20 protein-coding genes are annotated in these 21,813 nt (G+C 40.1%); 11 read left to right on the top strand and 9 right to left on the bottom strand.

What is annotated here, in order from left to right; translation table 11 throughout:
• Nucleotides 1-191: 191 nt before the first annotated feature.
• The 7 genes from K6V43_RS03610 to K6V43_RS03580 all read right to left on the bottom strand — a co-directional run bounded on the left by K6V43_RS03610 (nucleotide 192) and on the right by K6V43_RS03580 (nucleotide 6,177).
• On the bottom strand, nucleotides 192-407 hold the full coding sequence (locus K6V43_RS03610) for a PspC domain-containing protein (RefSeq protein ID WP_222381701.1): 216 nt from the start codon (nucleotides 405-407) through the stop codon (nucleotides 192-194).
• Nucleotides 408-416: 9 nt separating this feature from the next.
• Nucleotides 417-1,691, bottom strand: a complete 1,275-nt coding sequence (gene serS / locus K6V43_RS03605) for a serine--tRNA ligase (protein WP_222381699.1) — start codon at nucleotides 1,689-1,691, stop codon at nucleotides 417-419.
• Between the two features lie 216 nt (nucleotides 1,692-1,907).
• On the bottom strand, nucleotides 1,908-2,279 hold the full coding sequence (locus tag K6V43_RS03600) for a DUF956 family protein (RefSeq protein WP_024403603.1): 372 nt from the start codon (nucleotides 2,277-2,279) through the stop codon (nucleotides 1,908-1,910).
• A 59-nt stretch (nucleotides 2,280-2,338) separates the two neighbouring features.
• On the bottom strand, nucleotides 2,339-3,250 hold the full coding sequence (locus tag K6V43_RS03595; protein WP_024391089.1) for a PTS system mannose/fructose/sorbose family transporter subunit IID: 912 nt from the start codon (nucleotides 3,248-3,250) through the stop codon (nucleotides 2,339-2,341).
• 18 nt (nucleotides 3,251-3,268) lie between these two features.
• Nucleotides 3,269-4,078 (bottom strand): PTS mannose/fructose/sorbose transporter subunit IIC, encoded by an 810-nt coding sequence (locus tag K6V43_RS03590; RefSeq protein ID WP_105127411.1) that lies wholly within the window; start codon nucleotides 4,076-4,078, stop codon nucleotides 3,269-3,271.
• 31 nt (nucleotides 4,079-4,109) lie between these two features.
• On the bottom strand, nucleotides 4,110-5,102 hold the full coding sequence (locus tag K6V43_RS03585; RefSeq protein ID WP_024396572.1) for a PTS sugar transporter subunit IIB: 993 nt from the start codon (nucleotides 5,100-5,102) through the stop codon (nucleotides 4,110-4,112).
• Nucleotides 5,103-5,364: 262 nt separating this feature from the next.
• Nucleotides 5,365-6,177, bottom strand: a complete 813-nt coding sequence (locus K6V43_RS03580) for a Cof-type HAD-IIB family hydrolase (RefSeq protein ID WP_105127422.1) — start codon at nucleotides 6,175-6,177, stop codon at nucleotides 5,365-5,367.
• A gap of 258 nt (nucleotides 6,178-6,435) precedes the next feature.
• On the opposite strand from K6V43_RS03580, the gene K6V43_RS03575 reads away from it, so the two are divergent.
• Nucleotides 6,436-7,896, top strand: a complete 1,461-nt coding sequence (locus K6V43_RS03575) for an NCS2 family permease (RefSeq protein WP_222381696.1) — start codon at nucleotides 6,436-6,438, stop codon at nucleotides 7,894-7,896.
• A gap of 283 nt (nucleotides 7,897-8,179) precedes the next feature.
• On the opposite strand, the gene metF is transcribed toward K6V43_RS03575, so the two are convergent.
• Together metF and metE are read right to left on the bottom strand one after the other, a co-directional pair.
• Nucleotides 8,180-9,040, bottom strand: coding sequence for a methylenetetrahydrofolate reductase [NAD(P)H] (metF, locus tag K6V43_RS03565; RefSeq protein ID WP_024391094.1), 861 nt, complete (start codon nucleotides 9,038-9,040; stop codon nucleotides 8,180-8,182).
• A gap of 3 nt (nucleotides 9,041-9,043) precedes the next feature.
• Nucleotides 9,044-11,293, bottom strand: coding sequence for a 5-methyltetrahydropteroyltriglutamate--homocysteine S-methyltransferase (gene metE / locus K6V43_RS03560; RefSeq protein ID WP_222381693.1), 2,250 nt, complete (start codon nucleotides 11,291-11,293; stop codon nucleotides 9,044-9,046).
• Between the two features lie 299 nt (nucleotides 11,294-11,592).
• Between metE and K6V43_RS03555 the strand changes: the two genes are divergently transcribed.
• The 10 genes from K6V43_RS03555 to K6V43_RS03510 all read left to right on the top strand — a co-directional run bounded on the left by K6V43_RS03555 (nucleotide 11,593) and on the right by K6V43_RS03510 (nucleotide 21,812).
• Nucleotides 11,593-13,164, top strand: a complete 1,572-nt coding sequence (locus tag K6V43_RS03555) for an ABC transporter substrate-binding protein (RefSeq protein ID WP_222381690.1) — start codon at nucleotides 11,593-11,595, stop codon at nucleotides 13,162-13,164.
• 105 nt (nucleotides 13,165-13,269) lie between these two features.
• The gene (locus tag K6V43_RS03550) at nucleotides 13,270-14,232 is read left to right on the top strand and encodes an ABC transporter permease (RefSeq protein WP_171989373.1); all 963 of its coding nucleotides are present in this window, start codon (nucleotides 13,270-13,272) and stop codon (nucleotides 14,230-14,232) included.
• On the top strand, nucleotides 14,229-15,059 hold the full coding sequence (locus K6V43_RS03545; RefSeq protein ID WP_024403595.1) for an ABC transporter permease: 831 nt from the start codon (nucleotides 14,229-14,231) through the stop codon (nucleotides 15,057-15,059). The genes K6V43_RS03550 and K6V43_RS03545 overlap by 4 nt, the downstream gene beginning before the upstream one ends.
• The gene (locus K6V43_RS03540; RefSeq protein WP_222381687.1) at nucleotides 15,059-15,919 is read left to right on the top strand and encodes an ABC transporter ATP-binding protein; all 861 of its coding nucleotides are present in this window, start codon (nucleotides 15,059-15,061) and stop codon (nucleotides 15,917-15,919) included. The genes K6V43_RS03545 and K6V43_RS03540 overlap by 1 nt, the downstream gene beginning before the upstream one ends.
• Complete coding sequence (locus K6V43_RS03535) at nucleotides 15,912-16,793, top strand: ATP-binding cassette domain-containing protein (protein WP_222381684.1); 882 nt, start codon at nucleotides 15,912-15,914, stop codon at nucleotides 16,791-16,793. Before K6V43_RS03540 ends, K6V43_RS03535 begins: the two co-directional genes overlap by 8 nt.
• 84 nt (nucleotides 16,794-16,877) lie before the next feature.
• Nucleotides 16,878-17,567: a gamma-glutamyl-gamma-aminobutyrate hydrolase family protein gene (locus K6V43_RS03530; protein WP_024396562.1), complete on the top strand. Its 690-nt coding sequence runs from the start codon at nucleotides 16,878-16,880 to the stop codon at nucleotides 17,565-17,567.
• A 160-nt stretch (nucleotides 17,568-17,727) separates the two neighbouring features.
• Entirely contained in the window at nucleotides 17,728-18,606 is an 879-nt protein-coding gene (locus tag K6V43_RS03525; RefSeq protein WP_222381682.1) for a MetQ/NlpA family ABC transporter substrate-binding protein, read from the top strand.
• Between the two features lie 80 nt (nucleotides 18,607-18,686).
• Nucleotides 18,687-20,063 carry a M20/M25/M40 family metallo-hydrolase gene (locus tag K6V43_RS03520; protein WP_222381680.1) on the top strand — a complete coding sequence of 459 codons (1,377 nt, stop codon included), beginning with the start codon at nucleotides 18,687-18,689 and terminating at the stop codon, nucleotides 20,061-20,063.
• A complete protein-coding gene (locus K6V43_RS03515; protein ID WP_222381678.1) occupies nucleotides 20,056-21,123 on the top strand; it encodes a methionine ABC transporter ATP-binding protein in 1,068 nt (355 codons plus the stop codon). Before K6V43_RS03520 ends, K6V43_RS03515 begins: the two co-directional genes overlap by 8 nt.
• Nucleotides 21,120-21,812 carry a methionine ABC transporter permease gene (locus K6V43_RS03510; protein ID WP_222381676.1) on the top strand — a complete coding sequence of 231 codons (693 nt, stop codon included), beginning with the start codon at nucleotides 21,120-21,122 and terminating at the stop codon, nucleotides 21,810-21,812. Before K6V43_RS03515 ends, K6V43_RS03510 begins: the two co-directional genes overlap by 4 nt.
• The last annotated feature ends 1 nt before the right edge of the window (nucleotide 21,813 follow it).

Raw genomic sequence — 21,813 nt, 5'->3', positions numbered from 1 at the left:
TTGCCATGGAAGGAAAAAATTAAAAGAGCATGTAAATAGAAAAAGGTTCCAGAGTCGACAGGACTTTGGAGCCTTTTTCAATATACTTTGTTATTGGGCGCTTACAAATTAAGAGAGCTTGTAAATAGAAAAAAGGCTCCAGGGTCAACATGACTTTGGAGCCTTTTTCAATATACTTTGTTATTAGGCGCTTACAGTTCAGACTTGTCTGGTAAAAGTATAGCCAGAATGATGTAGGCAGTTAGAAAGGGTAGGTTGGTCACAATAGCTAATATAATGACCACCAAACGAACGTTTTCTAACTTCCAACCATAGTTTTCATACAGGTCAAAATAGTCATATAGTCCAGCGATAACACCAGCAATTTCTTTACGACTTTTATCTTTATACCATTTCTTTGGCTTCATATCTCACTCCTACGGTTTAATAATTTCTACCCCACCCATGTATGGACGGAGTACTTCTGGAATAGTAACAGAGCCGTCTTCATTTTGGTAGTTTTCAAGGATGGCAGCCACTGTACGACCAACTGCTAAACCAGAACCGTTGAGGGTGTGGAGCAATTTAACCTTGCCGTCAGCAGCATCGCGGTAGCGGATTTGGGCACGACGGGCTTGGAAATCCTCGGTATTTGAACAGCTTGAGATTTCGCGGTAGGCGTTTTGGGCAGGAATCCAGACTTCTAAGTCATAGGTTTTGGCTGCTGAGAAGCCCATATCGCCTGTACAGAGGGCCAAAACACGGTAAGGCAAGCCTAATTTTTGAAGGATATTCTCTGCGTTTGCTGTCATTTTTTCCAATTCATCATAAGATTGCTCTGGTGTGGCAAATTTGACCATTTCAACCTTGTGGAATTGGTGGAGGCGGATAAGACCGCGGGTATCACGACCAGCAGAACCTGCTTCAGAGCGGAAAGATGGGCTCATAGCTGTGAAGTAGATTGGCAGGTCTTTTTCTTCCAAAATCTCGTTGCGGTAGTAGTTGGTCAATGGTACCTCCGCAGTTGGAATGAGGACATAGTTAGTATCAGTCAATTCAAACGTATCTTCTTTAAATTTTGGATATTGACCGGTACCATACATTGAGTCATGGTTAACCATGTAAGGCGTGATAATTTCTTGGTAGCCTTCTGCGATATGCTCATCCAACATGAAGTTATAAAGGGCACGCTCCAAACGAGCACCTAAGTTCTTGTAGAAAAGGAAGCGGGCACCAGTTACTTTTGCACCACGTTCCCAGTCCAGAATGTCAAGGTCTTCACCCAAATCCCAGTGAGCTTTTGGCTCGAAAGTAAATTCACGGGGAGTTCCCCAACGGCGAACTTCCACGTTTTCCTCTTCGTCTGCCCCAACTGGAACAGAATCATGAGGAGTATTTGGAAGAACTGCAAGGATGGCATTTAGTTTTTCATCAATTTCCAAAAGTTCTGCATCTAAATTTTTCACATCTGCAGACAATTTTTGCATAGCAGCAATCTTATCATCTGCATTTTCTTTGTTACGTTTTGCTTGGGCAATTTCTGCTGAAACTGTGTTACGTTCAGCTTTTAATTCTTCTACAGTAACCAAGATTTCACGGCGTTTTGCATCCAATTCCTTGATATTTGCCAAGCTTTCAGCAGCCACACCTCGTGTTGCTAATTTAGCTGCTACTCCGTCAAAATCTGTACGAATACGTTTTATATCTAGCATAGATGTCTCCTTTAAAATAAAAAACACAGAATGAGGGATGCTGGAGCGATGAGTACCGCGGTTCCATCCAGCTTCACATTCTGTGCACTTGATTGTATTTTGATAATTTCATAACGGTAGAATTTCATTAATTTTACTTATCTGCTCACAGCAACCGCAGACTTTCTGAAAAGCTAGACTAATTACTTATCCGTTTGTCTTATTATACTTGATTTTCTATTTTTTGGCAAATAGATTAGAAATTTTTCTTCCAATTGTTTGAATGAGAGTTGGTAATTTTACAACTTTCTCATTACCGATATGCTCACGAGCAACTTTGAGAATCTTACCAGAGTCTTTGGAAGCAAACAGGAAGCGACTTTTTTCGGTGTAAATTTCAAAATGTCGACTGATTGTTTTTCCAGAAACATTTGCACCAATGCTAGTCATCTCTGACCAAGGAATCTGGATATAGCGCTCAACGTTGCTATCAGGATAGAATTCTAGAGCCTTGTCACCAAGTAAAAATTTGCCAACCTTACCACCAAATCCCATGTAGGAAACCCCTGTGGTTTGTAGCTCAACGCTAGTGTTTTGTGATTGTGCCATAGTGCTCCCTTCTTAGATATTCATTATACCATAAAACCCCGCATTTGCGGGGTAATTGATTACATAATTCCGAAGAAACGAGCAAGAATACCTACGATGAAGAGACCGATAATCATTGTGATTGGTGTTACTTTCTTCTTAAGCAAGTGCATGCAGAGGAAAGTAAGGAGAAGTCCCATCAAACCAGGAATCAAGCTGTTCAACTGACCTTGCAATGTTTGTGCTTGAGTTGGGTAAAGGCTAAGTCCGCTAAGGGCGTCACCCAAGATACCTTGAAGTTCAGTACCAGTTACAGTGCCTTCTGGGAAGACGATGTAAGCACCTTCTGACAATTGTTTTGCAGGAAGGTCAACGGTGAAGTTGATAGATACCCAACGTTGAACAAGCACGGCAAGGATGAACATACCAAGGATTGAAGCACCTTTAGTGATGTCTTGAAGGATACCACCAGACATGTCTTTAGTGATTTCACTACCAGCTTTGTAACCAAATTCTTGAGTATACCAGAGGAAGGCCATACGGATAGCATTCCATCCGATAAAGAATAGAAGTGGACCTACGATGTTACCAGTCATTGCAAGTGAAGCACCAAGGGCACCAAGAATCGGACGAACAGTAAACCAGAAAACTGGGTCACCGATACCTGCAAGAGGTCCCATCATACCGATTTTCACACCTTGGATTGCTGTGTCATCGATTTCAGCACCATTAGCACGTTCTTCTTCTAGGGCAAGTGTTACACCAAGGATTGGAGAAGCAACATATGGGTGTGTGTTGAAGAATTCCAAGTGGCGCTCAAGGGCAGCAGCTTGGTCTTCTTTTTTAGTGTAGAGTTTTTTGATAGCTGGAATCATTGCATATGCCCAACCTAAGTTTTGCATACGCTCGTAGTTCCAAGAACCTTGAAGGAAGGTTGAACGCCACCAAACTTTTTTACGATCGCTTACGGAAAGTTGAATTTTTTCTGACATGGTTAAATCTCCCTTCTCTTAGTAGTCTTCAAGAATATCGCCGATTGGATCGTTAGATGAAGCACCACCGTTACCAGAACCACCTTGTTTAGACAAGTTAAGGTAGATAAAGGCAATTGCAACACCGATAACACCAAGTGCGATAAGTGTCAATTGGCTAATTGCAGCAAATGCAAAACCAAGTGCGAAGAATGGCCAAACTTCACGAGTTGCCATCATGTTGATAACCATTGCATAACCAACGGCAACCACCATACCACCACCAACGGCCATACCACCTGATAACCATGCTGGCATTGCTTCAAGTACTGATTGAACAGCTTCTGCAGGAATTGCAAGAAGAAGAGCAGCAGGAATCGCGATACGCAAACCTTGGAGAAGGAGAGCAAATAAGTGGTAACGTTCTACTGCAGCAAAGTTAGCACTTTTAGCAGCATTATCAGCACCGTGTACAAGACCAACTGAGATTGTACGTACAATCATAGTAAGGAAAAGACCAGCTACTGCAAGAGGGATAGCAGTTGTAGTAGCAACGGCAATACCTTCAGTTGAGAAGTCTCCACCTTTAATCATGATGATAGCGGCAGCAACTGAAGCGAGAGCGGCGTCAGGAGCAACAGCTGCACCAATGTTAGCCCAACCAAGGGCAATCATTTGTAGAGAACCACCAAGCATAACACCTGCAGCCAAGTTACCAGTAACGAGACCGATAAGGGTACAAGCAACCAATGGTTGATGGAATTGGAATTCGTCAAGGATACCTTCAAGACCAGCGAAGAAGGCAACGATGACAACGAGAATTGCAGAAATAAATGTAATATCTGACATGTTGTAATCCTTTCTATACTAACAGATCGAGTTATTGAACGTTTGCCTTGTTGATAAGTTCAAACAAGTCTTTTTTCGAATCGTTTGGTACTTTACGAACGTCAAATTTCACTCCAAGGTCACGCAATTTTTCAAATGTTGCAACGTCATCTTTGTCCATTGATAATACGTTGTTAACCATTGTTTTACCAGTTGAGTGAGCCATAGAACCAACGTTCAATTCTTTGATTTCAACACCACCTTCAATCGCTTCAAGCGCTTCTTGAGGCGTTTCGAAAAGAATCAAGGCATGTGTATTACCAAAGCGAGGGTCTTTTGATACCTCAATCAATTTCTTGATTGGTACAACGTTCGCTTTTACGTTACCAGGTGCAGCCTGTTTGATGAGTTGTTTGCGCAATTCATCTTTTGCAACCGTATCAGATGCAACGATAATACGATCTGCTTTAGAAGCAGGAGTCCAACCAGTTGCCACTTGACCATGCAAGAGACGCGTATCGATACGAGCCAAGTTGATTTTCAACTTGCCGTCACCAATAACAGTTCCTGGAGGGATAGCACCTTGAGGTGCAGCAGGAGTGGCAGTTGCCACAGGAGTAGCTTCAGCTGGTTGAAGTTCTTCTGGGAGAACTTTGACCCCATCCTTAGCTTCCTTAATAATGTTTGCCGCAACTTCTTCCACACCAGCAGAAGCATTAATCATACGTTCTGTGTATGCTTGGATAAGCATTGGCAAGTTTAGACCTGTGATGATTACTACCTTGCGGTCTGGATTTTCACCAGCTACGCGGCTTGCTTGGTTAAATGGTGAACCACTCCAAAGGTCAGCCAAAACCAAAACTTCATCATCGGCATCGAATGCGTCCACGGCAGCATTTAGCTTAGCATATAAATCATCAGGACCTTCACTTGGCATAAAAGTGACAACTTGTACTTTTTCTTGTTCGCCAAAGATCATTGAACCTGACTGATGAATACCAGCAGCAAATTCGCCATGACTTGCAATAATGATTCCAATACTCATTATTGATCCTCCTAAATTTTTTCTTGATCCTATGAAAACCAGAAAAGGCTTTCATATTCTTTGGAACTTGTCTATTATAAATCGCTTACATAAGATTGTCAAGCAAATATAAAATAAGTTTAGGAAAAGTTTTGGGAAAATTTCAGAAAAACTATAAAAAATAAATAAATTATATGTGTGCATTTTTTGAATAAAGCCCCAATTTAATGGGATTTATAGAAAATGAAAACTCTGAAAACAACTTTTCAGAGCCTATAATTTTTTATAAAAATAATTTTTCTAATTCTTTTGCGACACCATCTTCAAAATTGGCAAATTCAGTCAGTTGATCAGCATGAGGGCGAAGTGTATCACTACAGTTTTTCATGCCAAATGCCTTTCCAGCGAGGTCAAGCATTTCTACATCATTATGTTCATCCCCAAATGCAATCAAATCTTTTGCATCAAATTGAAATAAATTCAATAAATAAGTCAAAGCTGAAGCCTTAGTAACACCTTTTGCACAGGTTTCCAATACATTGAGAGGTCCACCCCAGGTATTGATTTCTAATTCATTATTGAAATAAGACCGCATTTCTTCCGCAAGTGCGTATTTATCAGTTGCTCTTGTCTGCATGAGGATTGAATGTGGGTCGGAAGTGATTAATTCAGGTTTAATAAGAGTATCAGGAGTTATTTGTTCAACTCCCATCAAGCTAGGATCAACTCGGTCCAGGTGATTTTGTGTAATAAAGAATTTATTTTTATACTCACCAGCAATAAAATCGGCTTCAAATGTATCTTCAGATTTTAAAAATTCTAATAGATAGCTTTTATCGATTAAAACATTCTTTTCCCATTCCCATCTTCGATTTGGAATGTGTACCAATGACCCGTTAAAATTAATCATAGGTGTATCTAACTCCAGTTGTTGATAGAATGTTTCAGCCATCCGATAGGGGCGTCCAGTAGCAATTAAAACTAGGTGTCCCTGTTTTCTTACTTTTTTTATGGTAGAGATTGTGTACTCGGATAATTGGCTTTCTTGATTTAAAAGTGTCCCGTCCAAATCAATTGCAATCATTTTTTTCTTCATCATTTAATGTTTATATTACTCCGTTTTATAGCTAATAAGTGACAGTATATCAAAAACAAGTAAGATAATCAAAAAATTGACAGTTCAGCTATTTAATAGTAGAAAACGAAATATAGTTCGCGAAAAACGAATGTTTCAACAAATATTTAAGAGGAATTTGTAAAAATTACTGGAAAAAGCGTTCGTTCCTATTGAAATATTATTTTATTTCCGATATAATAAATTTATTGTTCGTGAATAAAGGAGAAAAATGAAAAAATGGACAAGTTTTTTAAACTAAAAGAACATAATACGACTGTTTCGACAGAGATTATGGCAGGGCTTACGACATTCTTTGCAATGTCATATATTTTATTTGTTAACCCAAGCATTTTGAGTGTTGCGGGTATGCCAACACAAGCTGTTTTCTTAGCGACCATTATTGCCAGTGCGGTCTCTACATTAGTAATGGGACTTTTTGCAAATGTACCTTATGCTTTAGCACCAGGTATGGGGTTGAATGCCTTCTTTACCTATACAGTAGTTATTGGTTTGGGCTTCACATGGCAAGAAGCACTTGGTATGGTATTCTTGTGTGGTTTGTTTAATATCTTTATCACAGTTACAAAAGTTCGTAAAAGTATTATAAAGGCGATTCCTGTTAGCTTGCAACATGCTATTGGTGGAGGTATAGGGGTATTTGTAGCCTATCTTGGTTTCAAAAATTCTAACTTGATTACTTTCCTAACATCTGGTTCAGATATCATTAAAGTCAATGGTGTTGCTCCGGCGGATGCAACAGCAGAAACATTCTCAAATGGTGTTTTCTCTGTCTTAGCTGGCGGTGGTGTAGTTCCTTCTATCTCAACCTTCACTGATCCAAGTGTACTTCTTACTGTATTTGGTCTGATTCTTACAGCTGTTTTGGTTATTAAAAATGTACGTGGTGCTATCTTGATTGGTATTATCGCGACAACTGTAGCAGGTATACCAGCAGGTGTAGTTGACTTATCTTCTATTAGTTTTGCAGATAATCATATTGGTTCAGCATTTGGAGAATTAGGGACAACTTTCCTTGCAGCCTTTGGAGGAATCGGCTCACTATTTGCTGATTCAAGCCGCTTACCATTAGTATTGATGACCATTTTTGCATTTAGTTTGTCAGATACATTCGATACTTTGGGTACGTTTATTGGTACAGGTCGTAAGACTGGTATTTTCTCTGCTGAAGATGAAAAAGCACTTGAAAATGGCACAGGTTTCAATTCAAAAATGGATAGAGCGCTCTTTGCAGATGCAATTGGTACATCTATTGGTGCCATCTTTGGTACTTCAAATACCACAACCTATGTTGAGTCTGCTGCGGGTATCTCAGCAGGTGGGCGTACAGGTTTGACAGCTGTCACAACAGCAGTTCTCTTCCTTCTTTCTATTCTTATTTTGCCATTTGTTGGTATCGTACCAGCGGCAGCGACATCTCCAGCCTTGATTATTGTCGGTGTCATGATGGTATCCTCATTCCTTGATGTGGATTGGAGCCGATTTGAAGATGCGCTTCCAGCCTTCTTTGCAGCCTTCTTTATGGCACTATGCTTCTCTATCTCTTACGGTATTGCAGCAGCCTTCATCTTCTATTGCTTGGTAAAAGTTTCAACAGGTAAGGCAAAAGAAATTCACCCAATTCTTTGGGGTGCTACAGCACTGTTTATTTTAAACTTTATCATTTTGGCCATTATCTAACATGGTTTATATACCTCAACCTGGTTTCTAAGAAGCCAGGTTTTTTTGTCAAATATTTAGAATGTAAGAAGCGGGTTACGACTAATACTCTTCGAAAATCAAAATTATCCGTTGTCAACTTGCCTTGATGAACTCCAGTTCTATCATCGGCTTCGTTTCCTAGGCTATTTTTGATTTTCATTGAGTATAATTTGAGACAAATAAATGAAATGAAAATGGTTTGTATTAGCTATATGAGGAAATTTGTAAATAGAAAACCCCTTAAAAGTCCAAGGGGAATGCGTTAGCTATAATGTTTGAATAAGGCATGAGTTGCTTCATGAATAGTCCTGGCTGTCTCAGCATTATTCATTGTATAAAGATGGACACCAGCCACATCATTGGTGACCAAATCAACAATTTGATCCACAGCATAGGCAAGACCTGCTGCCCGAAGTGATTCAGGATTGTGCTCATATTTTTCTAAAATGGCTTTAAACTTACGGGGCAAGCGTATGTTTTCACACGTTTTCAAGAGTCGAAGTGCCTGATTCCTGTTGATAATAGGCATAATACCTGCAATAATAGGCACTTCGATGTCTGCTAGAATGCATTTCTCTTGAAAATTGTAGAAGGCTTCATTATCGAAGAAGAGTTGTGTTACTAATGTCGAGCAACCTGCGTCCACTTTCTTTTTTAGGTTTTTGATATCTGATACTGCGTTTGGCGATTCAGGATGTCCTTCTGGATAGCAAGCTCCGATGATATCAAATTGAGGAGCTTCTTCCTTGATAAAGGAAACTAAATCAGTTGCATATTTGAAATCTTCTTTTGGAGAAAGTCCATTGATAATGTCTCCACGCAGGGCTAAAATCTGATGGACACCAATTTCGTCGAGAGAATGAAGAACAGACCGAACTTTTTCCTTTGTTAGATAAGCCGCAGGTAAGTGTGCAATGGTTGGAATATGTAACTCATTGTGCACATGGTTTGCCAATTTAACAGTTGTTTCCTCAACATTCAAATTGTTGTTGCTACAAGTCACACTAATAAAGTGAGGGGCCAAACCCTGCATCTCATTAAGCGCGTGGATAATTTTTTCATTGCCTACTTCTGGTTTTGGAGGAAAAATTTCAAATGAGAGACTTGGGGTTTGACCAATCATAAATTAGAGTTCCTTTCTGGCTGCCTTAGCTGCTTGAGTCAAGTGGATAAGGCTGGCTTTTGTTTCTTTTTCACCACGAGTTTTAAGACCGCAGTCGGGGTTAATCCACACTTTTTCTTTTGGTACTTTAGCAAGAATGGCTTCTATCGTATGAGAAATTTCTTCTACAGATGGAACACGTGGGGAGTGGATATCATAGACACCAGGACCTACCTGAGTTTGGAAATTCTTAGCCTTGAGTTCATCTAGGATAACAAGATTTGAACGGCTGGCTTCAAAGGAGATAACGTCCGCATCCATATTGTCGATGGCAGGAATGATGTCTGTAAATTCGCTATAGCACATGTGAGTGTGAATTTGCGTATCTGGTGCAACAGTTGAGTGAACTAATCGGAAAGCTGGAATCGCCCAATCCAAATATTCACTGTACCAGTCGCTACGACGAAGTGGTAATTTTTCACGTAAAGCTGCTTCGTCAATTTGGATAATCTTGATACCCGCTGCTTCAAGGTCAAGAACTTCTTCCTTGATAGCAAGGGCAATTTGAAGAGTTGATTCTTTAATAGAAATGTCTTCACGAGGGAATGACCAGTTGAGGATGGTTACTGGCCCTGTCAACATACCTTTAACTGGTTTGTTTGTACGGCTTTGTGCATAGCTTGACCATTTAACAGTGATTGGGTTCAAGCGCGTCACATCTCCCCAGATGATTGGTGGTTTTACCCCACGCATACCATATGATTGGACCCATCCGTTTTTACTGAAGAGATAACCAGATAGGTTTTCACCGAAGTATTCTACCATGTCGTTTCGTTCAAACTCACCATGAACCAAGACATCGAAGTCAACTTCTTCCTGCCATGCAATCCATTCGTCTGTTTGAGCTTTGACAAATGTATCGTATTCTTCTTCTGAGATATTTCCTTTGCGGAAAGCCAAGCGTGTGCTGCGAATTTCTTTTGTTTGAGGGAAAGATCCAATCGTTGTTGTTGGTAGAAGTGGTAAGTTCAATTTCTCACGTTGAATGGCTTCACGTTCTGCAAAGACTGGTAGGCGTGTATAGTCTGCGTCTGTCAGTCCTGCAAGACGGTCTGCGAGCACTGTGTCGCGCCCCACACGTTCAAGAGCAAAGAGCTCTTTGTTAGCTGCGAGAGCAACTTCGCCTTGACCGTTACGGATGGCATCCAAATCACGCAATTCGTTTAATTTTTCAACTGCAAAGGCAAAGTGGTTGAGAATTGCGGGTTCAAACTCTTCATTTGCTGTTGTGAAAGGCACGTGAAGAAGAGAGCAAGAAGTTGTTAGGACGACATTTTCAGCTGGAATAGCATCCAAAATAGCCAAGCTCTTTTCATAATGGTTACGCCAGATATTTTTACCGTTGACGATACCAGCGTAGAGGGTCTTATCAGCTGGGAAGCCTGTTGCAACTAGTGCAGCAGTTTCCTTACCTTCTACAAAGTCAAGACCGATGGCATCGACTGGTAGGTTAGTCAATTCTGTGTAAATATCACGCACATCACCGAAGTAGGTTTGGATGAGGACTTGCAAGCCTTTTTTGTCTGCCAAGAGAGTTTGATAGATATTTAGGAAAAGGGCTTTTTCATCTGCAGTCAAATCCTTGACCAAGCTCGGTTCGTCCAGCTGGATTTTTTCAGCGCCAAGTTCTGCCAATTTTTCAAAGACTTGTCCATAGGCTGCAACTAAGCTATCAGCGAAATCAGTAGCGGTTAAACCTTCTTCAAAATCAGTTAATTGTAAGAGTGTGAATGGACCAATCAAAACTGGTCGAGTTGTGATACCTAAGTCTTTTGCTTCTTGGAATTCATCGAAAATCTTTTGACTAGCTAGTTTGATTTCTGTGTCTTTTTCAATAGCTGGAACGATATAGTGGTAGTTGGTGTTGAACCATTTTTTCATCGGTCTAGCACGAACGTCCCCTTTTTCACCTTGATAACCACGTGCAAGAGCGAAGTATTTTTCAAGGTCAGTCAAATCAAGGTTTTGTACTGCTTTAGGTACGATGTTGAATAGTACTGCTGCATCCAAAACATTGTCATAGTGTGAGAAGTCGTTGCTTGGGATCTCAGTTATGCCTGCCTCTTTTACAATATTCCAATGTTTAGCGCGCAATTCTTTAGCAGCAAGCAAAAGTTCTTCCTGTGGAATTTCATTTCTAAAGTATTTTTCAGTAATAAATTTTAATTCGCGGTGTTCTCCTATTCGCGGGAAGCCGATAATGGTAGTCGTCATGGTAGTTCCTCCAAAATATTTTTATGCACCTATCCTAACAAAAAAAAGAACACTTGTATAATTGTAAAAAATTAGAGGAAGTTATAGTTTTTAGCTATACCTTTTTTTAAGAGACCAAGGTTAATTTTTTATCTTATATTAATCATCTAAAAACGATAACTTGTTTTTGTTAGTAGAACGATGGTGTGGCTAAGCAGAGGCCATAGTTTTTCTTTAAGTCGTGATAAATTTTATATATTGGTCAAATAGGGTATTCCTTGATAGACTAGTACTACTTTTGAAAAATGGAGGAAAATGTAATGAAAAAGAAATGGCTTGCAGGTTTGCTTTCAACGGTTGTGGTGGTAACCTTGGCAGCTTGCGCAAGCGGTGGTTCATCAACGACTACATCAAGTTCTAGCTCATCAGCTGATACAGAAACATTTACATATGCTATTAATGGAGATCCAAGTTCAACCAACCCAATTAATACAAGCGATCGTTGGGGATTGACCTTGACAAACTTTATCTATTCTCCACTTATTCGTGTAGAGGCTGATGGTACTTATGTCAACGAATTGGCAGATTCTTATGAAGTAGCTGAAGATGGTCTTAGTATCACAGTGAAACTTCGTCAAGATGTAAAATGGTCAGATGGTGAAGATTTTACAGCTGATGATGTTGTCTTTACTTATGAACAAAAGATTAAAGAAGAAAATGGTGGATCAGATGGTTTATATATCAATGGTCAACCTGTAACAGTCGAGAAGGTGGATGATTACACTGTGAAGTTTGTTCTTCCAGCTGTTTCAGCGCCAGCTTTGGACAATATTGTGACGGAAACCTACATCATTCCTCAACATGTGTTCAAGGATGAAGCCGACTTTTCTGCTAGTCAGTTAACAGCGACACCTGTCGGAACCGGTCCATACAAGTTTGTGGAGTACAAACATGGTGAATACATCAAATTAGCAGCGAATGAGTACTATTACAAGGGTAAGGCTAAAATTGATAATCTCGTTCTTCGTATCATTGAAAGTGCAGACACCACTAAAGTAGCACTCCAAACTGGTGAAGTAGATGCGGCCTTTGTGCTTCCATCAGATATTAAAGATTTGAGCACCGATACCATTACAACATATGCTTATAGTGAAAACCGTGTTGGTTATCTTGGTCTCAATACATCAACTGAAGAATTGAAAGATGTGAGAGTTCGCCAAGCCTTACTTTATGCGTTGAATAAAGAGGAGTTTAACCAAGCGGCCTATCTTGATAAGAAATATTATGAAACGCCTTATTCATTCTTACCTGTTGCCAATCCATATGTGACAGAAGATGTTGAGAAATATGAACAAAATATTGAGAAAGCAAAACAACTCTTAGCAGAAGCAGGTGTTAGCAATCTGACTGTGAATCTTGGTTACTCATCATCTGATGCAGCCCAAACCTTGCAAGCTACTTTGATTCAACAACAATTAGCAGCAATTGGTGTTACTGTTGAATTGGCAGGTGGAGACTCTACAGCACTCTTTACAGAGTTGAAAAAAGAAGGTTCTACAGCATATGACCTCTTCTTGGGTGGCTACATCATGGGAAATGACCCTGATCAGTATGCTCGTTTGTTCAAAACTGGTGGTGCTTCAAATTACTTTAAATTGGCGTCAAGCGAGGTTGACAGTCTATTTGAACAAGGTGCTGTTGAATTGGATCAAACAAAACGTGAGCAAATTTATGATAATTTGCAAGCAACATTGGCTGATCAAGCTGCCATCTATCCTATCGTAGATAACAAAAAAGTTTTGGCGGTTAACAATCGTGTAAAAAATGTTGAAGAAGCTGGATTGATTCCAATTTATACATTTGAAGATCCGTCTAAATTAACAATTGAATAAGTATAATATGGGATGGGAGAGGGATTATCCTTTGCTCCCCAAGAGGAGAAGGAGTGGCAAATTGCCGAAAACTTCTCCCCTCTTTTTCTCGTTTTTGGAGGATGTATGTTTCGTTATATTTTAAAAAGAATCTTACAGGCAATTCCCCTCTTGCTGTTGATTTCTTTCATTGTGTTTTCATTGATTCAGTTAGCTCCCTTTGATGTCATTGATTCAATGACAACACCAAATATGAGTCAAGAACAAATTGATTTGTTGAAGGTAAAATATGGTTTGGATCAGCCATTTTTAGTTCAATATTTTGTATGGTTGAAGGGAATTTTATCGGGAAATTTGGGTTTTTCCCTCATGACTCAACACTCGATTGGGGCAGATTTGGCCGAAAAAATTCCCAACACGATTTCCTTGGTTTTACCGGCGTATTTGACGGCTCTTGTCTTAGCCATTACACTTGGGCTTGTTTCTGCTTCCCAACGTGGCAAATGGGCTGATAAAGTCATTGATGCCTTTGCATCTGTGGGCATTGCGGTACCAACTTTCTGGTTTGCTATGATTTTAATCTATTTCTTTGGTTATAAGTGGCGGGTGTTTCCGTTTATCGGAATGTACACTTTGGGAAAGGAAGGAGATGTTCTTGATTTTCTAGCTCATTTTGCCTTACCTTATCTTACATTGACCATGGCATTTTTACCTGAGTTGATTCGGTTTATTCGAGCGTCAGCGATTGTAGAGGTTGAAAAAGATTATGTAACTGTTCAAGAAGCTTTCAAAGCCAAACGGTTTGAAATTTTTGGGAAACATGTGGCCCGCAATGTTTTAATCCCTGTCGTGACTCAAGTTGGGATGGCCTTACCAATGTTGGTAACTGGTGCTATTATCACAGAGACTATTTTTGCTTGGCCTGGTGTAGGTCCTTATTTGACTGCGGCTACTAAGAGTTTGGACTATCCAGTGATTATGGCTGTCATGCTTTTGTCTGCGACCTTAGTTATTCTAGGGAATCTCTTATCAGATATTCTCTATGCTGTCGTCGATCCACGTATTTGGAAAGGAGGAGAGGGACAATGATTCTTAAACAATTCAAGGAGACTTTGAAGAGTTCGCCACTCTATCTTTTCTCTCTTCTTTTTATTCTTTTCTTGATTATTTTATCTCTTATTGCGCCCTTGATTCCTATTGATCCAAATGTAACGGATGTCAGTCAAATGAACCAAGGGCCTAGTGGTGAGCATTGGTTTGGAACCGATCAAGTAGGGCGTGATTATTTTATTCGTGTTATTTATGGGGGACGGATTTCTCTTTTAGTTGGCTTGTTGGCAATGGCTGCATCAGTGACCATTGGAAGCTTGGTTGGCATCACAGCAGGCTATCTGGGAGGAAAATGGGATAATGCCATTATGCGGGTAGTAGATGTGCTGTCATCCATTCCTTGGCTTGTCTTAGTGATTGTTCTCAGTGTCTTTTTAAAGCCTGGTTTATCCACAATCATTATTGTGATTGGTGGTTTTTCATGGATGAGTATTGCTAGGATGTTACGGGCTGAAACCTTAAAAGCAAAGGTGGCAGATTATGTTGGCTACGCATCCTTTATAGGTTTAAAGAAACCATTGATTATTTGGCGACACATCCTGCCAGCCATCTTACCGACCTTGATTGTAACGGCATCAACCAGTATTTCGTCAGCCATTATGACAGAATCAGCTCTTAGTTTCTTAGGAATGGGGATTCAACAGCCCTTAGCATCCTGGGGTAGTCTTTTACAAAATGCCCAGTCTACCTTACAGAGTGCTCCGCATATGGCAATCTTACCGGGACTTTTTATCCTATTGACCATCTATTCATTTAATAATATCGGTGATCTCATACGTGATTGCCTTGAAAGAGAGGTGTACTAATGTCAAAACACTTGGTAGAAATCAGTAACCTCACCATTATCAATCAAAAAAGTAAAGAACAAACCATTCTCGTCAAAGGGATTAATCTCTCCATTCCCAAAGGAAAAATTGTTGGAATTGTTGGAGAATCTGGTTCGGGTAAGAGTTTGACAATGAAATCCTTGATGGGGATTTTACCAAAAGGTTTGGAAGCAAGCTATGATCGATTTGAAATGGATGGAAAGCAAGTACGTAATCCAAAGGTTTTGCCTTTGTCTATGATTTTTCAAGATCCAATGACCTCTTTGAATCCATTACGGACCGTTGGTTTTCATTTACGGGAAGTTCTTCGTCGTTTTCAGTCGAAATTGACCAAGGAAGAGCGGGAAGTGGCCATTTTAGAGATGTTGGATAAGGTGGGAATTTCTAATCCAGAACTTCGTCTCAAACAATTTCCTTTTGAGTTTTCAGGTGGGATGCGTCAAAGGATCATGATTGCTATGGCTTTATTGACCAAGCCAGACATGTTAATTGCTGATGAACCAACAACGGCATTAGATGTGACAATTCAAGCTCAAATCTTGGCTTTGCTGAAAGAATTGCAAGAGCAATTAGGATTGACAGTTGTCATTGTGAGTCACGATTTTAGTGTCATTGCTGGTATTTGTGATCAGGTCTATGTGATGAGAAATGGCCTGGTGGTGGAACATGCACCTGTTGATACGATTTTTGCCCAGTCTTTGCATCCCTATACGCAATCTTTGCTGAAAGCGGCCCGCTTAGAAGCAAGTCATGGTCCCGTACCGGCTGATAGTGATGATAGTCAGTTGGTTCAAGTTGGTCCAGAACATTGGGTGAGAAAGGAGGAGAAAAATGGCTAAAGAAGTATTGGTACAAGTTTCAGATGTGAGAAAGACCTATTCCAAGAAGAATTGGTTGGGTCAAGAACAACGCGTCGATGCTCTAAATGGTGTTGATTTGTCCATCTATAAAGGTGAGACACTCGGTCTTGTTGGTGAATCTGGCAGTGGTAAATCGACACTGTCTAAAATTGTTTTGGGACTGGAAAAAGCAAGTCAGGGACAGGTAGACTTTCCTGGTTTGACAGCTGAGGAACTAAACAATCAAGCGCTTCAGGTGATCTATCAGGATCCTTACTCCTCCCTCAATCCCTATCTATCAGCTTTAGAACTTGTCAAAGAACCGCTTTATTTGTTACCAAAGAAGGAGGCAGAAGAGAGGGCTTTAGCAATGTTGGAAAGGGTAGGGATACAGGGGGATGCTGTACATAAACGCCCAAAATCTTTTAGTGGAGGCCAACGTCAGCGTATTGGAATCGCTCGGGCAGTTGTATCCAATCCGCAATTTATCGTGTGTGATGAACCGACTTCTGCTCTGGATGTTTCGATTCAGGCAACCATTTTGGATTTGCTTAACCAGCTTCAAGAGGATTTAGGTTTAACCTATCTTTTCATTTCTCATGACCTAAATTTGGTGCGGCATTTTGCTGATAGGATTGCGGTCATGTACAAGGGTAGTTTGGTTGAAATTGGACCTGCGCAGGATATTTTTCAAGATCCCCAACATCCCTACACCCGCTATCTTTTGCAATCCAATTTAAGTTTAGACCCTCATCAGGCACGAGCTCAATTGCAGAAGTTGTCACAGGCAGGTCTCCTAAAGGATTTCATTACGGAAGGCGAATGGAAAGAAATCAGTGGTGACCATTTCGTATTACAGGCTGCTGATAAATAATTTTTATCAGTCTATAAATCTTCTATATTAGACATGGCGAGTGAGCCGTGCTACAATGAACGAAATAAATGAAAGGAGCTTTTTATGGGAAAAGTGATTATTGGAATTTCAGGAAATGAACAAGAATTTCCAACAAAATCTGGTCGAGTTTACGTGACAGTTGCGCGTGAATTGGCAGACGGTGTTCGTCAGGCTGGTGGTGTACCAATGGTTATTCCTATGGGAACTCCTGATTTAGCCAAGGATTACATTGACATGATTGATAAGTTGATCCTTTCAGGAGGTCAGCATGTTGACCCAAGTCTATATGGGCAGGAACGTTTGATTGACAGTGATGATTATCTATTGGAGCGTGACGAATTTGAGTTGGCTTTGATTGCTGAAGCTTTACGTCAGGGAAAACCGATTTTTGCAGTCTGCCGTGGGATGCAGTTACTGAATGTCGCACTTGGTGGTAGCTTGGAGCAAGAAGTTGCTAATCACTGGCAAACTGATCTGGTGGGCACCTCCCATCGTTTGCAAGTCAAACCTCAAAGTCGTGTCGGCAAGTTATTTGCTCAAGGAAGTCAAATCAATTCCTTTCATCATCAGCGGATCAAAGACTTGGCACCCGGATTAGTCGCGACTGGTCTGGATCCAAGAGATGGTACGATTGAGGCATATGAAAGTAAAGGCAAACAGGCTCTGTTTGGTCTACAGTGGCATCCAGAATTTTTGTACAATGACTGTAAACAGCACAGAGAGCTATTTCACTATTTGGTAGATGTGTTTTAAAGAGGGAAGTGGTTCCCTCTTTTATTATTATCAATTGTTATAATTGCATTTGTATTTGCTATAGTAAAAACCTATAGCCATCTATAAAAAAAGTCAATTGGTCAGAACTGAATTTCTGTGTTAAGATAGATACAGTTCTAATTTTAAGGAGATATGTTTTATGAAATTAAAAAAATTATTTAGTTTGGCAACAGCTGCTTTATCAGTAGGTGTACTTGCTGCATGTGGTAGTTCATCTTCAACTTCATCATCAGATTCAGCAGAAACAACATTGAATGTAGGTATCATGACTCGTGATGATTATACTACTGAATTGTGGGACAAAATCACTGAATTGGCTGCAGATAAGGGTGTAACACTTAACTTGACTGAGTTTACTGACTATTCTCAACCAAACAAAGCTTTGGCTGAAGGTGATATTGATGTCAATGCATTCCAACACATTTATTTCTTGAATAACTGGAACCAAGAAAATGGTCAAGATTTGCAAGTTGCTGGTTATACAATTTATAGTCCAATCCGTTTCTATTCTGGTGTTGAAGGTGGTAAAGACAAATATACTTCAACAGATCAGATTCCAGAAGGTGCGGAAATTGCAGTTCCAAATGATGCAACAAATGAAAGTCGTGCACTTTTCTTACTTGAGTCAATTGGGTTGATTGATTTGGATGTTGCGGATGGTGAGTTGGCAACACTTGCAGATGTTAAAAGTAATCCTAAAAACATCACTATTACAGAATTGGATGCTAGCCAAACAGCTCGTTCACTTGAATCTGTAGATGGTGCAGTTATCAACAATAACTATGCAAAAGAAGCTGGTTTAGACACAGATAAAGCTCTTTATATCGAGCAAAAAGGTGCTAATACAGAAGTATGGTATAATGTTATTGCAGCTCAAAAAGGCTGGGAAGATTCAGACAAGGCTGATGCAATTAAAGTGTTAATTGAAGCATACAACACAGATGAAGTAGCAGAAATTATCACACGAGCTTCAGGCGAAACTGATTTCCCAATCTGGGACGAAGTTGCAGCGCAATAATTGATGACTTTTTGATAAGGAATAGAGGAAGCTGATACGAATGTTTCAGCTTCTATTCCTATTTTTAGGGAGGGACGTTCATGAGCTATTTAACAGAACAAGAACAGATTGCAAAATTTTGGCAAGATGAGATTGTACAAGAAAATATCAACCTTTTGCAGACTTTAATTGGTAAAAAATCAATTTTCGCTCAACAAATTGGATTGGAAGAGGTAGCTGACTATCTTCAGGTACTGTTTGAAGAGGCAGGAGCTTCTGTTCTAGTGGATAAATCTTACGCTGCTCCATTTGTCTTTGCCAAATTCTCAGCAAATCATCCAGAAGCCCGAACTATCATCTTCTATAATCACTATGATACTGTTCCAGCAGATAGTGATCAGATTTGGTTGAATGGCAAGCCGTTTGAGTTAACAATCACAGATGATACAATGTATGGTCGTGGGGTTGATGATGATAAAGGTCATATTATTGCACGCCTGACAGCTGTTAAGAAGTATTTAGCCAAGCATGGAGAATTGCCTGTAAATATTCTTTTTATCATGGAAGGTGCTGAGGAATCAGCATCTGTTGATTTGGATAAATACCTTGTCAAATACAAGGAACAATTGAGTCAAGCAGAGCTACTCGTTTGGGAACAAGGAATTCGCAACAAGAAAAACCAATTAGAAATTTCCGGCGGTAATAAGGGTATTGTGACATTTGATGTGAGCGTTACAAGTGCAGCACTGGATATTCATTCCTCATTTGGTGGGGTTGTTGATTCAGCGGCATGGTACCTGCTACAAGCATTAAATAGTTTACGGGAACCAGATGGAACCATAAAGGTTCCTGGTATTTATGAGAAAGTTCAGGAGCCGAATGAGCGTGAATTGGCTTTAGTTGAGGAATATGCATTGGTTCATGCGGAAGGGTTACATGAAATTTATGGCCTGAACTTGCCACTCTTGATTGAGGAGAGAAAAGCACTCCTGAAACGACTGTATTTTGAACCGTCAATTACGATTGAAGGGATTCATGCGGGCTATCATGGTCAGGGTGTTAAAACAATAATTCCCGCCCAAGCTAGTGCAAAAATGGAAGTACGACTGGTTCCAGGCTTAAGTCCAGAAGGTGTTTTGGAGAGCATTCGGGCATATCTAGCGGACCAAGGGTTTGATAAGATTGAGGTAAACTTTACCCTAGGTGAAGAGTCTTATCGCTCTGATATGTCTGCCCCAGCTATTTTGAAAGTCATTGATTTAGCTAAGTCATTCTATCCTAATGGTGTTTCAATTTTACCAACCTCCCCTGGAACTGGTCCTATGCACACCGTTTTTCATGCACTAGAAGTTCCGATTGCTGGTTTTGGTTTGGGACATGAAGGGAGTAGAGATCACGCAGGTGATGAAAATGTTAAGATTGCTGACTATATTGCACATGTAGAATTTATTGAGGAGTTGATAGAAACCTATGAGTAAGGAAATCATTAAACTAGATAAGATTGATGTTACCTTCCGTCAGAAAAAGCGGGAGATTACAGCAGTAAAAGAAGTGAGTATTCATATTAACCAAGGGGATATTTATGGTATCGTTGGATACTCAGGAGCAGGAAAGTCTACACTTGTTCGTGTGATTAATCTCTTGCAAGTGCCGACTGGTGGAACTATTACCGTTGATAAGGATATCCTATTTGAAAATGGTAAGGTAACATTGACTCCAGCTCAGTTACGCGAGAAACGCCGTGATATCGGTATGATTTTTCAGCACTTTAACCTAATGGCCCAATCAACTGCAGCAGAAAATGTGGCCTTTGCCCTTAAACACTCAGGGTTGTCCAAAGAGGAAAAGGCTGAAAAAGTAAAGAAATTACTTGATCTTGTTGGTTTGGCTGACCGTGCTGAAAACTATCCAGCTCAACTATCTGGTGGGCAAAAACAACGGGTAGCGATTGCACGTGCCTTGGCCAATGATCCTAAAATTCTGATTTCTGATGAGTCCACATCTGCACTGGATCCCAAAACGACTAAGCAAATTTTGGCACTTTTGCAGGAACTCAATGAAAAATTAGGTTTAACAATCGTCCTCATCACACATGAAATGCAGATTGTCAAAGATATTGCTAACCGAGTAGCTGTGATGCAGGATGGGCGTTTGATTGAAGAAGGTTCTGTGTTGGAAATTTTCTCTCATCCAAAACAAGAATTGACTAAAGACTTCATCAAAACAGCAACAGGAATTGATGAAGCTTTGGTGAAGATTCATCAACAAGGCATCGTGAAACAATTGCCAGACAATAGTGTGTTGGTGCAATTGAAATACTCAGGTGCAAGTACTGACACAGCGATTGTCAATGATCTATATAAATTCTACCAAGTTTCATCAAATATTCTTTATGGAAATATTGAAATTTTGGATCATATTCCAGTAGGTGAATTGGTGGTTATTCTATCTGGTGAACAGGCAAATATTCAACGCGCGTTGACAGCCGTACGGGAAGCCAATGTTGAAGTAAACATTTTGAAAGGAGACCTTGCATGAACGCGTGGATTGAATCAACATTTGCAAATGTTATAAAAATGGGGTGGGATACCCCATATGGTTGGAAAATTGCTATCGAATCTACCATTTACATGACCTTCTGGTCCTTTGTATTTGGAGGACTCTTAGGCTTGCTGGCTGGTTTATTACTGGTATTAACAGGTCCAAGAGGTGTATTAGAAAACAAATATGTTTTCTGGATTTTGGACAAGGTAGCCTCTCTCTTTCGTGCCATTCCATTTATCATTTTATTAGCGGTTATTTCACCTGTTACTAAAATTATTGTTGGGAAATCAATTGGTATGACAGCTGCTCTGGTTCCTCTCTCTTTATCAGTATTTCCATTCTATGCCCGTCAGGTACAGGTTGTTTTATCTGAGATGGATCGTGGGGTTATTGAGGCGGCACAAGCTTCAGGAGCAACGATTTGGGACATTATTCGAGTTTATTTGCGTGAAGGTCTTCCAGATTTAATTCGTGTGACAACCTTAACGTTGATTTCCTTGATTGGTTATACAGCAATGGCGGGAGCAATTGGTTCGGGTGGTCTTGGGAATGTTGCTATTTCTTATGGATACAATCGTTCTGACCATGACGTGACATTTGTTGCGACCTTATTAATTCTGATAATGATTTTCTTTGTTCAGTTTGTTGGAGACTTCCTCACTAAGAAAATCAATCATCGATAGT

Source organism: Streptococcus suis (assembly GCF_019794615.1).
Lineage (GTDB): Bacteria > Bacillota > Bacilli > Lactobacillales > Streptococcaceae > Streptococcus > Streptococcus suis_AI.
This window is presented reverse-complemented; position numbering and strand designations above follow the sequence as displayed.

Bases quoted from the DNA above. Each gene is read 5' to 3' on its own strand.
- K6V43_RS03610 (WP_222381701.1), bottom strand. From the start codon at position 407: ATGAAGCCAAAGAAATGGTATAAAGATAAAAGTCGTAAAGAAATTGCT.
- K6V43_RS03585 (WP_024396572.1), bottom strand. From the start codon at position 5,102: ATGAGTATTGGAATCATTATTGCAAGTCATGGCGAATTTGCTGCTGGT.
- K6V43_RS03525 (WP_222381682.1), top strand. From the start codon at position 17,728: ATGAAATTAAAAAAATTATTTAGTTTGGCAACAGCTGCTTTATCAGTA.
- K6V43_RS03530 (WP_024396562.1), top strand. From the start codon at position 16,878: ATGGGAAAAGTGATTATTGGAATTTCAGGAAATGAACAAGAATTTCCA.
- K6V43_RS03595 (WP_024391089.1), bottom strand. From the start codon at position 3,250: ATGTCAGAAAAAATTCAACTTTCCGTAAGCGATCGTAAAAAAGTTTGG.
- K6V43_RS03590 (WP_105127411.1), bottom strand. From the start codon at position 4,078: ATGTCAGATATTACATTTATTTCTGCAATTCTCGTTGTCATCGTTGCC.
- K6V43_RS03555 (WP_222381690.1), top strand. From the start codon at position 11,593: ATGAAAAAGAAATGGCTTGCAGGTTTGCTTTCAACGGTTGTGGTGGTA.
- metE (WP_222381693.1), bottom strand. From the start codon at position 11,293: ATGACGACTACCATTATCGGCTTCCCGCGAATAGGAGAACACCGCGAA.
- K6V43_RS03540 (WP_222381687.1), top strand. From the start codon at position 15,059: ATGTCAAAACACTTGGTAGAAATCAGTAACCTCACCATTATCAATCAA.
- K6V43_RS03545 (WP_024403595.1), top strand. From the start codon at position 14,229: ATGATTCTTAAACAATTCAAGGAGACTTTGAAGAGTTCGCCACTCTAT.
- serS (WP_222381699.1), bottom strand. From the start codon at position 1,691: ATGCTAGATATAAAACGTATTCGTACAGATTTTGACGGAGTAGCAGCT.
- metF (WP_024391094.1), bottom strand. From the start codon at position 9,040: ATGATTGGTCAAACCCCAAGTCTCTCATTTGAAATTTTTCCTCCAAAA.
- K6V43_RS03550 (WP_171989373.1), top strand. From the start codon at position 13,270: ATGTTTCGTTATATTTTAAAAAGAATCTTACAGGCAATTCCCCTCTTG.
- K6V43_RS03580 (WP_105127422.1), bottom strand. From the start codon at position 6,177: ATGAAGAAAAAAATGATTGCAATTGATTTGGACGGGACACTTTTAAAT.
- K6V43_RS03515 (WP_222381678.1), top strand. From the start codon at position 20,056: ATGAGTAAGGAAATCATTAAACTAGATAAGATTGATGTTACCTTCCGT.
- K6V43_RS03600 (WP_024403603.1), bottom strand. From the start codon at position 2,279: ATGGCACAATCACAAAACACTAGCGTTGAGCTACAAACCACAGGGGTT.
- K6V43_RS03575 (WP_222381696.1), top strand. From the start codon at position 6,436: ATGGACAAGTTTTTTAAACTAAAAGAACATAATACGACTGTTTCGACA.
- K6V43_RS03520 (WP_222381680.1), top strand. From the start codon at position 18,687: ATGAGCTATTTAACAGAACAAGAACAGATTGCAAAATTTTGGCAAGAT.
- K6V43_RS03510 (WP_222381676.1), top strand. From the start codon at position 21,120: ATGAACGCGTGGATTGAATCAACATTTGCAAATGTTATAAAAATGGGG.
- K6V43_RS03535 (WP_222381684.1), top strand. From the start codon at position 15,912: ATGGCTAAAGAAGTATTGGTACAAGTTTCAGATGTGAGAAAGACCTAT.